The sequence below is a fragment of the Shewanella vesiculosa genome, from assembly GCF_009994065.1.
GTDB lineage: Bacteria > Pseudomonadota > Gammaproteobacteria > Enterobacterales > Shewanellaceae > Shewanella > Shewanella vesiculosa.
The window spans coordinates 91,521-106,484 of the sequence record NZ_JAACSD010000008.1 but is presented as its reverse complement, the minus strand read 5'-3'; the positions used below and the strand labels follow the sequence as shown (position 1 = coordinate 106,484).

6 protein-coding genes are annotated in these 14,964 nt (G+C 44.3%); 1 reads left to right on the top strand and 5 read right to left on the bottom strand.

Annotation, left to right across the window (positions count from 1 at the left end):
• Positions 1–170: 170 nt before the first annotated feature.
• Complete coding sequence (locus GW828_RS19280; RefSeq protein WP_420542434.1) at positions 171–1,775, top strand: methyl-accepting chemotaxis protein; 1,605 nt, start codon at positions 171–173, stop codon at positions 1,773–1,775.
• Positions 1,776–2,058: 283 nt separating this feature from the next.
• Here GW828_RS19280 and recD read toward each other — a convergent pair whose 3' ends face one another.
• From recD to GW828_RS10275, 5 genes are all read right to left on the bottom strand, one after another.
• Positions 2,059–4,104 carry an exodeoxyribonuclease V subunit alpha gene (gene recD / locus GW828_RS10295; protein WP_273057454.1) on the bottom strand — a complete coding sequence of 682 codons (2,046 nt, stop codon included), beginning with the start codon at positions 4,102–4,104 and terminating at the stop codon, positions 2,059–2,061.
• Complete coding sequence (locus tag GW828_RS10290; protein ID WP_273057452.1) at positions 4,098–7,940, bottom strand: UvrD-helicase domain-containing protein; 3,843 nt, start codon at positions 7,938–7,940, stop codon at positions 4,098–4,100. The genes recD and GW828_RS10290 overlap by 7 nt, the downstream gene beginning before the upstream one ends.
• Positions 7,940–11,686 carry an exodeoxyribonuclease V subunit gamma gene (gene recC / locus GW828_RS10285; RefSeq protein ID WP_273057450.1) on the bottom strand — a complete coding sequence of 1,249 codons (3,747 nt, stop codon included), beginning with the start codon at positions 11,684–11,686 and terminating at the stop codon, positions 7,940–7,942. The genes GW828_RS10290 and recC overlap by 1 nt, the downstream gene beginning before the upstream one ends.
• Before the next feature lie 103 nt (positions 11,687–11,789).
• Positions 11,790–13,841, bottom strand: coding sequence for a transglutaminase TgpA family protein (locus tag GW828_RS10280; protein WP_182742657.1), 2,052 nt, complete (start codon positions 13,839–13,841; stop codon positions 11,790–11,792).
• On the bottom strand, positions 13,838–14,956 hold the full coding sequence (locus GW828_RS10275) for a DUF58 domain-containing protein (RefSeq protein WP_182742658.1): 1,119 nt from the start codon (positions 14,954–14,956) through the stop codon (positions 13,838–13,840). Before GW828_RS10275 ends, GW828_RS10280 begins: the two co-directional genes overlap by 4 nt.
• Between the last annotated feature and the right edge of the window lie 8 nt (positions 14,957–14,964).

Below are 14,964 nucleotides of genomic sequence, written 5' to 3'. Positions count from 1 at the left end.
TACTTTTCTCAAATAAGAGCAATATTTTTTACCCGTTATATATTCAATGTAATGATTTAAAGACTAAACCAGTTGTTGCGATGCCCCCCAATTACTGAGACCCTAAATAGTGATCGATTAACGCTCGACTAACGTATTGACGTTGTTACTTTTTTTATTAGAGATCTATTATGTGGTTTAGTTCGAAAATTAGTCGGAAAGCGCTGGCATTGCAGCTAGTTACCACGCATCAGTCAGCTGCTGTTGTGGTCGATGCTCAGCAAAATATTATTGTCGTTAATGATGCTTTTAATCAATTAAGCAAGCGCTTAAAACAAGCTGATCATAATCAAACCTTTACTTTATTGCTTACTCGTTATGACAGTAGCAGCAAAACTATTCGCTGTGATGAAAACCTACTCCTTAGTCAGCAAGTTATCCAACTGACCTATAAAAACTTAGAGTCTTGCTCACTTTATACGTTTGATGCTGTATCAACACCGTTATTAACTGAAAGTGTGTGGCAAGAGTTATTAGCTTTCAGTGGCAAGGCCTATGTTGTATTTGATAACAATGAAAAGTTAGTAACAGCTAATTTGGATCCCGTAAATACTGACTCTATTTATTTAAATCAAGCAGATATCAATTTACAGAGAACGTTAAAAAATGGGCTTAACAATAAAGAACGCCTACTTTGTTTATCTGAGCAAGATAAGGTCGATGTTCATGTGGCGCGCCATCAAATAAATTCTGGTAATCAAAAGTTCACCGCCTATGTATTATCCCATCAAGAGCAAAATCAGCACATTAAGCAATTTGAAATGTTATCAAAGGTGGTAAGTAACACTAGCACTAGTGTATTGATCACTGATAAAAATGGTTTAGTTGAATATGTAAACCCTGGTTTTGAAAAACTTTCAGGCTTGACCCTTGCAGAAGTAAAGGGCAAAAAACCCGGTATACTTTTGCAACGAGAACAAACCGACAAAGAAACGATTAAGCGCATATCTCAAAAACTCAAAGCAAAACAAGCCTTCTATGAAGAGATATTGAATTTTGATAAAAATGGAGTGCCATATTGGATTGTATTGGCAGTAAATCCGATTTTTAATGACAAGGGTGAGCACACAGGTTTTGTTGGTGTGAGCTCTGATGTGCGTGAAATCAAACGTATTGTGTTAGAACAGATTAATCAAAGAGATGCAATAAGCAGTCATTCGGCAGTGTTAGAGTTTAATCAAAGTGGTCAGTTTATTTCGGCTAATGACTATACTAAAAAGCAGTTAAATTTACACGACGATATACAAATGCAAACTGTAGTGGCGAATTTAAAAGACCACTTAGACCATTCTCGTACGCAGATGATCCAACGAGGCGAACCGACAGCAGTTATGATGAAACTGACTCATCAAGGCACTGAAGTGATTTTAGATTGTGTTATTTCTTCAATTACGGATTTGAATGGAAATATTTCTAAGTATATTGTTTTTGGCAGTAATGTTTCTTCTCGTAATAAGTTAGTGACCGAAACGCACAGTGCTATGTCTATAGTGTTGAGTAAAATTCAAAATACAGTAACGACCATTAATGCGGTCGCCGATCAAACTAACCTATTAGCCCTCAATGCAGCCATCGAAGCAGCAAGAGCAGGTGAAGCCGGACGTGGATTTGCCGTTGTTGCGGACGAAGTTCGTAATCTTGCGAAAACGTCAAATGACGCCGCGGTTCAAATAGGCCTACTCATCAATGAAACTCAATCTCATGTTGATGAGTTAGCTTCTTTTTTGAGTGAATAAGTTGAGCTCAACTCGCTCTAGCTGCCTATAAGTTGTTCAAAAGACGATAATAGAAGCCCACTTTAATGAGTGGGCTTGGAATGAGTTGGTTTATACGTTGCTTGAATGAGCCGCTTGCTCGAATGGGCAACAAACCAGATAAGTGCACTGGCAGATTTTATTCGCTGTCACCCATAGCGCTCATCTTTAGGTCAGCTAAAGCTGTTCAAATTCGGTCCCGACTAATCTGTGATAGTGCAGATTTGCTTACCCTGGAATAGCGTTCATGTTATTTCTCTTAAAATCAGCCCCACAATCTCCAAGCTAGCCCAGATGCTCGTGATGTCGCTTGTTTGCTGGCTTTTTCAAATATCATTGCCGTGCCTAAACAATAGAAATGGTTTTTGGCGCGGGTGATGGCGGTGTAAAGCAGTTCTTTGCTGAGTAATTGCCATTGGGCGGAGCTGGGTTTATGTGGCAATACAAAGCTGACTTTATCAAACTCGCTGCCTTGGCTTTTGTGGACTGTCATGGCGTAGCAAGTGTCGTGGCTGGGTAAGCGTGCGGGCAATACTTTAAGCAGGCTGCCATCAGCCATAACAAAGTGGGCCATTAAGCGGCTTGGCTTAGTGCTGTCTTGCAAGATTAAACCAATGTCGCCATTAAATAAGCCTAAGTTGTAATCGTTACTTTGAATAATGATCGGTCGGCCTAAATAGAACTCATTTTGAGGAGTAATCAGTTTGGCGTGTTTAAGGCTGTCGGTGATGGCGATGTTCATGCCCTCAACCCCAAATTCACCTGCCCGCATGGCACACAAGACTCGATATTGGTTAAAGCTGTCGATGATGGTTTGTTCAGTATGCGGCAGTGTTATGGCGCTGTCTTGCCGATCCGCTTGATCGATAATGGCCTGTTGATTCTGTTGCACCAAATTAAGGTAGTCACCATAAGCGTGTACCGATAATGCCAATAATGCTTGTTTACCTGTGTTATCTCCCTGGGCATTATGCTGATGTTCAAACCAATTCAATTCGGCATGATTGTGCTGCCATACTTGGAGAATCGCATGCACATTTGATTGATTAACCGCATTGGCTAATAACCCAATACCTGCATCACCTTTAAAACGATGGCTGTGCATCAACATACACAAACTGTCACCAATTTTAGGCTGTTGATGAATAAACTGACTGACATCTTGTTGGGTTAATTGCTCAATGAGCTTTGCCTGTGCGGCGCTGTAACGCATTGACCATGGTGATGTTTGTTGCGGGTTAGCTTGTTTTAAGCCAACACAAATATCCGCGAGCACTGCGCCAGCTTCTACGGATGCGAGTTGATCTTGGTCGCCTAACAATATTAAGCGGCCATGAGACGGTAGGGCGCTGAGTAATTTATACATCATGGGTAAGTCGACCATCGACGCTTCATCGACCACCAGTAAATCTAAGCGCAACGGATTATCCTGATGGTGCCTAAATTGATATGAGTTTGGGATAACCCCCAATAGTCGATGCAATGTTGAGGCTTCTTCTGGTATTTGTTTTAGCGAATCTGTTAATACTTTCGCCAATGCTGGGTCGCTGACTTGAGTTAGCTGTTGCAGTAAACGATGTTTAGACGCCTTGATCGATTCACTTAGCCTTGCTGCCGCTTTACCTGTAGGCGCGACTAAACGGATTGTTAGCGACGACTGGGTTAACAGTAACAATAATAGCTTGGTTACAGTGGTGGTTTTACCGGTTCCTGGGCCGCCAGTGATCACCGCTAATGCTTTGGCCAACGCTGTTGCCGTGGCAATTTTTTGCCAATTAAACTGGCTGCTATTGGTGTCTTCTGCGGTAAATAAGCATTCAATGAGCTGCGGCAGATTACTGTTAGCTAGATCGATTTCAATTTGTTGATTGGCTAATTGGGTCAACTTAGCCGCCACTTGAGTTTCAAAGAAGTGGTATTTATTTAAATATAAGCGCCCATGTTCAAAAATCATCGGTTTGTTGTCACCGGGCTGGCCGACGGCATCAAATAGAACGATTTGTTCAATCAATTGTTGATGGTCAAGTTCAATCCGACAATTGATTTCAGCGTGGCCGCGGTTTTCCTCTGCCATGGGATTGGCTAAATCAATTTGCTCGATGACTAAACAACTGTGCTGATTAGACAATTGCTGACTGAGCATGGCGCAAACAAGCAAGAACAGTTGCGGCTGCTCGTTTATTGCGGGATCGTTATTGATGGTTTCAATATTGGCCAGCTCTAAAGCAAAATGACGATCGAGTGCGGTAATGAGCCGCTGTTCTTGCCAAAGGTGCAATAACTCAGTGATTGGATGGGTGAGTATTAGCATGATGACGTCTCCGGCGCACGATTGTCTGTATTACCTGTAAATAAGCGGTCGAGTTGTTCGATTAATGCTTGCGGTGGTTTGTCATAAAATACCCCAACGCCAGGATGATCAGGATGCATGCCGCGTAAAAACAGGTAATAGCAGCCGCCAATATGTTGCTGATAATTGTAGTTTGGTAATCTAAGCGATAAGTAACGATGCAATGCCAAGGTATACAAGATGTATTGCAAATTATAACGATGAGCATCAATGGCTTTAGCCATGGCTGAGCGAGTGTAGTCGCTGTAGTTATCGCCCAAATGGTTGGACTTATAATCGGCAATATAAAATTGGCCTTGGTACTCAAAGGTTAAATCGATAAAGCCTTTTAACATGCCTTTTAAGGTGTCAAAGTCGAGTCCGGCGACATAACCGTGCTGCTGCAAAATATGATTTAATTGCGATGCTTGTAAGGTTGAAATAGGCAAATAAAACTCCATTTCGACCATTTTTTGCTTGATGCCTAATTGGCTTAATGTCAGTGATGTGTTCTCTGACGATGTGTCGATAAACAAGGGCGCTGCCAATATTTGCTGATACCAGTCCATTAACGGCTGTTGCCACAGGGCTTCGTCAAATCCATATTGTTTCATGGCTTTCGTTAGCGCAGGTGTCAGTTCGGTGTCTGCTTGGGTAAAATCAAACAGCTCTAACACTAAATGCATAAAACTACCGGCGTTGGCGCCGCGTTCAAAGGTAAAGCGATCAAGTTCAGGTTCGCTGGTGAGCTCATCTTGTAACTGTAATTGGATAAGCTCATCGGTGAAGTCTTCATCATCGGCACCGGGCGCGACTCTCTCATGAGGCAGATGTTTTACTAAGCCAGAATAACTGCCCACGCGCCATGCAAGGCTCTGTACTCGCGTGACTTTTTTGGCCGCTAGCGGGTCATTATTGTCGTGGATATCGGCGAGCACTGAATCGTCAATATTGTTGTCTAAGCATTCCACACTCATCGCTGGCAAGATGGCAATTGCATTCACTTTGGCTTGAATAAGAGCAAAGTCAGTTTTCTTGTCGGTAATGCCCAACAGATAACCAATACCTGTTTCAGGTAATTGGCTGCTGATCCCCGCTTTTAACTGACGGCTTTGGTTGGCAATATACAAATAACACACGTAAACCGGCCGTGTTAACGCCACATACAGTAGGCGTAAATCTTCAGCGAGGGTTTCTTGTTTGAGTTGTTCCCAGCCTTCGTCGGTGGCGTCGATATCCCAAATGAGCTGCTCATTTTTATGGTACATCATAGGTGCAGGGCGTTTTTTATTGCCACGGGCTAAGCTGACAAACGGCACAAAACATACCGGATATTCTAAGCCCTTACTTTTATGAATAGTGACAATTTGCACTAAGTTCTGTTCACTTTCTAAGCGCAGTTGCTGCTCATCACCACCGTTGTTACCAATCAGTTGTTGCTCGTACCAATTGATAAGCGCGCTGCTACCATCGAGCTCAGTGGCCTTTTGCTGCAGTAATTCGGCTAAATGCCTAAAGTCGGTTAAGCGTCGTTCACCAGATGCTTTGAGATCTGCTGCGTTGTCGTCATCAGCATCATTAAAGCTATTGTCACTATTGTCACTATTGCTGCTATAAGTGCTACCACTGTGAGCATTAACATTATGTTCATTAGCGCTATTAATGTCAGCCGTGACAGATTGCGACAGATAACGATGGATCAGTTTGGTTTCGCTGGCAAAGTTAAGCAGCGCAGGCATCACGCCGCGTTGTTGCCACAACTGATGCCAATGAGTGAATTGATCTAATACCTGTTGGCGTTGTTCTTCATCTTGGTTAAATTGATGGATCCGCTGGGCATTAAACCCGACAAGCTCAGTTGCCAGTGCGGCGCGGATAGCGCGTTCATCTTTAGGCGTGGCTAATGCATACAATAAAATGGCCATTTCACGGGCTTCAATGGTGTTAAACACACTGTCTCGGCTTAAAAATACTGCACCAATTTTACGTGCTGATAATGCCGCTTTCATCACGGCGGCTTCGTTACGGTCGCGCACCAATATGGCAATGTCTTTGGCAATGAGCGGTTTACCTACCTGCTCAAGGTTGGTATTCACTCGGCATAACCCTTGTTGCGCTTCGGTGAGTAAGCGCTTTATTTCGCTGGCAGCATCAGCGGCCAAGCGTTGTCTTGCGCTGGTTTTATTGAGGCCATTAACATCGTCTTCGGCTAATAAACGGATCCGCAGAGCGGCAGGATTAGTTGTGGCTTCACTCAGGTGTTTATTGGCTGCCGATGATGGGGTTTTAACAATATCATAGGGAATCGCTTGGCTAATAAACGGGTCTTGATGTTGGCTAAATAGCTGATTAACGCCATTGACTAATTGAGTCGATGAGCGGTAATTGGTGTCAAGATTATAATGGGCCTGTGTTTGTTGGCGCGCGGCAATATAGGTATAAATGTCGGCACCACGAAAAGCATAAATCGCCTGCTTAGGATCGCCAATCATTAATAAGCTCAGCTGACCTTTACTGGCGTCGTTAGCTTTGTTGTCATTACTATTGTCTTCATTAGCTGGGCTGTGCACAGTGGTCGCTGTGGTTAAGTCCAGTTGCGATGCTAGCGGCTGTTGATATACCTGATTAAAAATGGTGAATTGCAGAGGGTCGGTGTCTTGGAATTCATCAATTAATGCGACCGGAAAACGCTTAGCAATAGCATGGGCTAGGGTGATCGGGTTTTGGCTGAGCGCCATGGCTAAGCTGAGCAATAGGTCATCGGGTGTCATTAAATTGCGTTGCTGTTTTTGGCCAGCAAAGCGTTGACGAATACCTTCACGGGCGCGTACTAAAAATGACGGAATAAGCTGACTAATTAACTCAAGCAAGCGCTCGATATGATCCAGCAACGGCGCTTCAGCAGCAGTGGGAATAACGCCCCCTTTATTGAGTTTAAGCTCGGATAATGCCAATTGCTCCAGCGCTTTTATTGGCGGTAATCCTTGGCCAAATTTTACCCAGTTACTAATACTATCAAACAGTTGACTTAGTTTAGGGTAGCCGTCGGCGCCTTTACCAAAACGTTGACCGTTTAATGGTAGCGATTGCAATAATTCAAGAGTGCTGTCGTGCAGGCTTTGCCACAATAAGGTAAAGCGGCTGATGCTTTGGCTTAGCTGCTGTTGTAGGGTTTCAAAGGCCAGTGGTTGCATTGACAACACAGCTTGGCTTGCACCTAATAGCGGGCGCAGCTTTTGCGCTAACACGTCTGGTTCAGCAAACACATCACTAATGGCTTGGGCCAAAAAGGGCGGTAATGGATAACACACTTCACGCCAGAAATCGCGCACCGCATGGTGTAAAAACTCACTGTCGTCGAGGGTGAATTCGGACTCAAATAGCAGTGACGACTCAAATGCCATGTCTGACAACACGCGTTGGCAAAAGGCGTGAATGGTAAAAATGGCCGCTTCATCTAACGACTTTAACGCTAAGTCTAAGCGTCTTAACGCAATAGGACGTTCATCTTCCAAGGTGTCTTGGTAAAGCTGTTCAATAAACTCATCATTGACGGCTAAGCCTAAAAAGCGTTTAAACGCTAAGTTAATCCGTTTACGAATACGGTCTCTGAGTTCTTCTGTGGCAGCGTTGGTAAAGGTTACCACCAAAATTTGCTCACAACTTAATGGCGCTTTACCACCGTGGCCTAACAATAAGCGTAAGTATAAACCCGAAATGGTATAGGTTTTCCCCGTACCGGCACTGGCTTCAATTAAGCTGGAACCATTAAAAGGTAAGGTGAGGGCATTAAGCGGTGTCACGGTAATAGCGTCCATTAATGCGCTCCTGGTTTAGCTGCGTTGGCAATGAGTTGCGCTTGAATATCGACTGCGGCGCCACTGACAAAGGTGTCTAATTCTGCCAGTTTATCCTTGTGATACAGGCTTAACATCGGTTGCAGTAAATGGCTGGCTAATGCGCCAAATGTCGCTTCACTAAAGTCTTCTGGGAAATGGAATAATCGCTGGTTATGTGGATCGTGGCCTTCGCCGAATTGGTTTTGGCCGTCATCCCATTTTTGCTGGGCTTTGAGTAACTTTTCTTCATGGTCGCCATCGGTTTCAACATAGGCAAAAGCCGTTTTAGGCATAAAGCACAAGGGTTGAGTTTGCCCTTGAATGAAACCACTGATAAAGCGCAGGAGTTGCGCCTGCGCTTGTTCGGCGGTGATAGGCGCAAAGGCATGAAAATGACCAATGTCGAGTAAGTAACTAAATTGATTTTTACCCATGCCCGCGGTGGACGAATTGGCCATAGCGTTGATGCATAAATGGCGTAAGTACACCCGAATAAAATCTCGTCCGTGGGCAGCGCCGGGGCGGTAATTGACTAAGCCTTTAGGCAAAATATCGTCAATACGGCCGACAAGATTGACTCGCACTGTGGACGATTGGCTTGGATCTGCTCTTGTAGGTAAATCCTGCATCGGTAGATCAAAGTTAAGATCCACATTTAGCGTGTGCATGGTTTGTTGATCTTGTAAAAACTGCACCCGATTAATCAACGGCGATATATCGCGTAAATATTGATTAATTAACAAGTCGTCGAACGGCGCCATTGGCAATTCACCGCTGGTTTTGAGCTTGCTGAGTAATTCGAGATCTGGGCTGTCGAGTTGATGTTCAATGGCATTATTGAGCATGCGTGATTGCAATAAATAGCGCTCGAGTGCATTTAAGCTAAACGGTTCGTCATTGTCATCGGCTTGAATATCCAGTGATAAATCGACTTTTAAACTGCGGTTGAAAAAGAATTGCGCAGGATTGCGATAAAAACGGATTAATGCCGACAATTCGAGTTCGACCACTTTAATGCCATTGCTATTGATGTGAGTATGGGCGAACACTTCATCTGCCTGTTCGGCTGACAAGGGTAATGTTTGCTCAAAAAAGTGATTGTTAATGGTCGCATTGGCGGCTGGCGGACACCATTGGGCATTAAAACTGTGTTGCAGTTTACTGACACTGTCCGCTGATTGTGGTGTCTCTCGAAATAGTTTAGCGTCAAATGGTTGCAAAGGTTGCGCTTGAATAAGCTGTGCCAGTACGGATTTATCAGCATCATCAAGATTAATGTCTACTTGCTGTTCAAGCTGTTGCTGTAAGGATTGCGGTAGGTAGCTGAGTTGGCAATATTCGACCAATTCAGACACTAACATTGAGGCAATACGTTCAGCATTATCGCGCTCACTGTGGCCAATATAACTGATGTAAAGCTGTTCTCTAGCAGACAGTAATGCTTCTAAAAATAGGTAGCGGTCGTCTAATCGGCGCGAACGGTCGCCTTTTTTAGGCCCAAAATGCGCCATTAAATCAAACCCGACAGGATGTTGAATCCGCGGATAGACGCCGTCATTCATGCCCAGCAGGCACACCACTTTGAAGGGGATTGATCGCATTGGCATTAAGGTACAAAAATTCACGCTACCAGCAAGGTAACGCTGGCCGACTCGAGATTCAGTTAAGCGTTGATTAAACCACTGTTTTAGGACTTCAATATCGACTTGGCCTTGATGGCCGGCGCTTTCAAGCTCGGTATCTAGGGTGACTAATGCATCCCGAATGGCTTGGATTTGTTCACGCTCGTCATCTGTGGTGTCGTAGCAATCGGTGAGTAGCTGTTGTAATTGTTCAAGGCGCTCTGCGGTGCTGTAGTCATTGGCAAATAAGTTGAAATAGGTGTCGATGGTTTCTAAGAAATTGAGCAACTTACCTAATGCCTGAGATGACTGACCTTCAATGCCTTGCACCATTAAGGTATCGCGATAAATATCGGCATCGTCGTAAAAGGCGTAACCCAGTATTAAACGCTTAATGCCAAATGCCCATGAGTTTTGCGTAAAAGGCTGCACACCCAGTTGGCTTCGAGTGTGTTCACTGCGGCCCCAACGGACATTGGCATCATCTAACCAGCGGCGGATTAATGACAATTCGTCATCATCGAGTTGGAAACGACGCAAAATAGCCGGCACTTCTAAAATACCAATCATGTCAGTGAGGCCAAAGCGACTTTGATTGATATTTAACAGGCTTAAAAAGCTATTAATCAGCGGTGACTCTTGCGCTGCGCCCCTGTCGGCAATGGCGTAAGGAATGTAATAATCGCCTTTTTGCGGATTTTTGTCAGCAAAATACTGACTGTTGGCGGTGCCAAATACCGCATCAATATACGGCGCATAGGCCGCAACATCGGGCATCATGATCACTATGTCTTTAGGGCTTAAGTCGCTATTGTTTGATAACAGCTCTAACAGGTGATCATGTAAGGTTTCAACTTCACGCAAGGCACTGTGACAACTGCGTAAGGTAATAGAGTCATCACTTGGCAATAAGGTGCGGCGAGCATGAATATCTTGATACAAACTGGCATTTGGCCCTAATGGTTGACCGAGTGTTTCCATTTGTAAAATGTCGTATTGTACCCCGTGCAGCAGATTATTCGGCTCAGGTTCAACATAACAGTCGTAACCAAAATCGGTGTGCTCTGGCGGTAACGACAGTAATAAATCCAGTAGTTCACGGCCCATTTGACCATTATTGGCCAGTATAGGGTTACCCACTTCGAGTTTGTCTTCCCAGTCTTGGTCGAGTTGTTTTTTATTGGCATATTGCAACGCCATGCGGGCACGGGTTTTCGGCTCAATAATATCGCCCCAATAATGCTGGCAAGGGCTGAGAGACAGCATAATCACATCAATGCGACTGGCTAAATGGTACAGCACATCGAGGGTTTGTGGTGGCATGGATGAAATACCAAACACGTATAATCGAGCCGGCAACATGGATAAGTCAGTATCTGGATTGGCCAAGGTTGCAATTAAATCGGCATGTAAATTGGCGCGATGATAATGACTGGCGTGTAAATGGTGTTGGTTATAATCGATTAATGCTCGCCACAGGATCGGTTGCCATTGCTGGTTTTCATCTAACGTTAAGCGATTGTCTAGGCTCGATAATGGCTGATTTTGCTCCCACGCTAAAATCCACTCAGGACGATAAACTAAATATTGGTCAAAAATATCGGCAATGCGGCCACACAATTGAAATAGCTTAATCGCGTCATGTGACTGATTGAGCTGCAATATGGCGTGGGTGTTTGCTGTATGAATATCAGTACCAGTATTCGCATCGATATCTGTATCAGTAATATCACTTGTGGAATCAACTTGAGGTGATAAGTACTGTTTGAGCGGGCTAAAGTCTGGCTTATCTAGCAGACTTGGCAATAAGTCCATTAATTTCCACGTCATTGCCGCTTTGGTAAAGGCGTTATCTTTTGGCACATCGGGCAGCAAGTCATGGCATAACTGCCAGGTAAAGCTTGAGGGAAGTGGGAACGATAATGCGGCGGCGATACCATTGTGTTTAGCGATTTCTAAACGCAGCCAAGTCGACATCCCCGGGCTTTGAACTAACACATGCTCACAGGCTAATAAACTGACGTTATCTAAGCGAATAGCCAATAGTTTGGCCAGTTGTTCAGATAACACTTCCATCTGATTAGATTGAATTAAAGTAAGCATGGGCGACCCGCTAATTTGAGATTAATTCATTCTATGGACTCTGCCGTAAATCATCAATCAAAACCGTTAATAATCAGGATGATTGCTGCTGTAGTGCACAAGATCAGTTGCGAAAGAGTCGCAGGCGTAAGCGACGATATAACTGGCTAAAATGTTGCTGTTGTTGCTGGATTTGCGACGCTGTCAGTGGTTGATATTTAAGAGCTACATAGGCACTGCTCAAGGCCGTAAAGTCCGCTGCCACTTGAGGGGTAAGGGCACCTAAATGTGCACTGACTGCCGCAGCGTAATCGGATGGTGCTTGGCCTTGTTGGCGGGCGATGCCTTTTTTGGCTAAGCGTTGGCAAATGATCTGATAGCGTTTATTGAGTGGATCTTGTTGGCGATCGGTACTAAATAACCCAGCATAATAAGCAATAACCAGCGCGATAATGATAAAACTAAACATCATCAATAAGGCGATCTTAGTGCTGCTGACATCCCCCAATAGCTTGGCTAATACCTGTTGTTTTCGTTGTTCATCGAAACCTAATACCCACACGCTCCAGTAATAATCGACACTGGCAAACTGTTGGCGTAATTCATTTAACCATGGGTATTGCTTCATGTGCAGCGTGCTAAACGGGCTGTCTTGTAAGTAGCTGCTTTGGCTGTCAAAGGTGGCATCAAAGCCATCGAGTATCCGTTGTGGGGCAATCATTGCGGTAGGATCAAAACGTTGCCAACCTTGGCCTTCTAACCACACTTCGGTCCAAGCATGCGCCATGTATTGATACACACTGTAATAGCCCGCTTTGGCATTGTATTCTCCGCCCTGATAACCGGTAACCATCCGCGTTGGTATGCCGCTGGCGCGAGCCATAAACACCAGCGCTGAGGCGTAGTGAGCACAAAATCCGGCACGGTTTTCAAATAAAAAGTCATCAATTTGCTGCTCACCAACACTCGGCGGACTTAAAGTGTAATAGTAGGCCTGCTCAGCAAAATAATTCATCATCGCATTAATGCGCGTCTGTGGATCCGGATAATCTTTGGCAAATTGTAAACCAAGCTCAAGGGTTTTTGGGTTGCTGTTGGGCGGTAATTCAAGGTTTAGCTGTTTGGTATTGCGATCGAGTTTTTTATCCATAATCTGATCGGGATATGAGGTCACTCGATAACTCATGCGCTGATCGACAGGCCTGAGTGAATACAAACGATAATCCGCTAATTCAACCACTTGATCATTATTGCTAAACGCTTCATCTAAGCCATACAACCATTTTTGATGACTGGGTTCGCTAATCACCACATAATCGATTTTGCTATTATTGCTGTTGGCAGCAGGGGCTTGGCGATCGGGTTTTTTAAAATATGCCTGCTGTTGAATTTGTTTGATGCTTGGGTCTTGGCGCCATGTTTTACCATCGTAATTTTCCATCACTAAGGTGCGCCAATATAAGTCTTGGTTTGCTGGTCCTAGGGTACTGCCATCTGGGTTGTCAAAACCGACGCGAAAGGCTAATTCTGCTGAACGAGTGAGCTTACTTATGTCACCAAAGGAGACTTCATCGGATAATCCAGTTTTGGCGGTTTTCATATTGGGCACTAACCATAAAGGCCCGAGCCTTGGGAACACCACAAACAGTAATATGGCTAATGGTAGGCTTTGTAAGATGATTTTTAGACTAAAACTGAGGTTAGCCGCTTTGTTGGATTTGTCTTGATAAACACTGATTAACACACCGGTATTGAGCACCGCAACGGCCAATAAGTGCAAGGTATCAAGCATGCTTTGTTGATCAAGCAAGGTGAGCCCAATAAGGAAATACCCTACTAATACAATCGCTTTTACATCTCTTAGTTGGCGCATTTCGATGTATTTTAATGCGTAACCTAAAATTAATAAGTTAACCAAGGCATTGAGCAAACCGATTTCAGATGACACTAAAGCAAGGGTTATCGCGGCGCCAATCGCCAAAGAAGTTACCAGTAATTTAGGCGGCGCAGCGACTTTACCGAGAAAAATGCCTACTCGCCAAACAAAGCAAATCGCACAGATGCCGATGCTCCATAAGGTGGCTTGTTGATACAAGGGGCTAAGGATGGCGACATTAGTGACCAAAAGCCAAAACAAGGTATTGCGACTAATAATGGCATCAAAGTTATCGGTCATAGTGATTTACCTACCGTTGAGGAAGTCACATCGCTTGGGCTAAAATCTGGGTTCATATTGGCGGGTAAACGATAAGTTGCAATCATGGTTTGGCAAGCCACTCGGTGTGCTTCGCCTGTTTGCTGGCTGATAATATGCTCATCCAGAATTAAGCCAAATACTTGCTTGGTTTGGCTGAGTTTATCAACTTGCCAAGCTAACTTACTCAGTTTGTGTTCAATGTTATTGCCCGATGTGTTGGCCAAGGTTAACCAAACGGGTAATCCTTCAGGCTCTGCAAACTCTTTGGATAACATGCCTTTGTCTTGGGCCCATTGTTTCCATGCCACTTGTTTGAGTGATTCCCCCGGAATATAAGTGCGTAAGCCTTTGTAGTCATCAACCCCTGGGCGTAATTTACCGTGCTCATATTGGCTATCATTGTCACTTATGTGGCTTGCAAGCTCAATGTCACACATTTCTGGTTTAGCGAAAATAACATGATGAATATTTAAGTCTACATAGGACCATGCACAGCATAATCCTAACGGAAAATAGGATGAGACTTTGATCCGCCCAGGGGTTAATTGACCACGCTTAGCCCCTTCAAATGGCACGATAGCAATAGTTTGCTCGTGCATTTGTTTGACGCGGACATGGCGCTGATAGCTAAATTGCAAACAAATTTGCTGGTGGGTGGTATCGGGATTTTTCTGCCGAGTATGACCAGTTAACATGATGGGAAATGGCATGCTGTCGCCAGCATAGCATTGTGGCGGCGTGACTGGATTAAAGGTTAACCCTGCAAGGTTTTTATAGCTGTATATGATGCAGGTATGAAACACACTGGCGAGTAATAAGCTTAAGCCAATCACCAAGTTATTTTGATAATTGGTGCCAAATAAATACAGTAAAACAATGAGTCCAATCCACACCAAGCCAAAACCACTGGGAAGAATAAAAATACCTTTGTGGCTGAGGGTAATTTGCTTTTGTGCTGGTAGGCGTTTACTTATCCACCTTGACCAGCGCTGGGTTAACGATGCTGGAATTAAACGACGCAACCGTGACGGCTTGATAGCACCATTGGCATAGGTTGGCGAAGAGTGCTTTTTTGCTGTCGTCGATTTAGCCATGGATATCT

Coding starts and splice junctions, on each gene's coding strand:
- recD (WP_273057454.1), bottom strand. CDS start 4,104: ATGCTAATACTCACCCATCCAATCACTGAGTTATTGCACCTTTGGCAA.
- GW828_RS10280 (WP_182742657.1), bottom strand. CDS start 13,841: ATGACCGATAACTTTGATGCCATTATTAGTCGCAATACCTTGTTTTGG.
- recC (WP_273057450.1), bottom strand. CDS start 11,686: ATGCTTACTTTAATTCAATCTAATCAGATGGAAGTGTTATCTGAACAA.
- GW828_RS10275 (WP_182742658.1), bottom strand. CDS start 14,956: ATGGCTAAATCGACGACAGCAAAAAAGCACTCTTCGCCAACCTATGCC.
- GW828_RS10290 (WP_273057452.1), bottom strand. CDS start 7,940: ATGGACGCTATTACCGTGACACCGCTTAATGCCCTCACCTTACCTTTT.
- GW828_RS19280 (WP_420542434.1), top strand. CDS start 171: ATGTGGTTTAGTTCGAAAATTAGTCGGAAAGCGCTGGCATTGCAGCTA.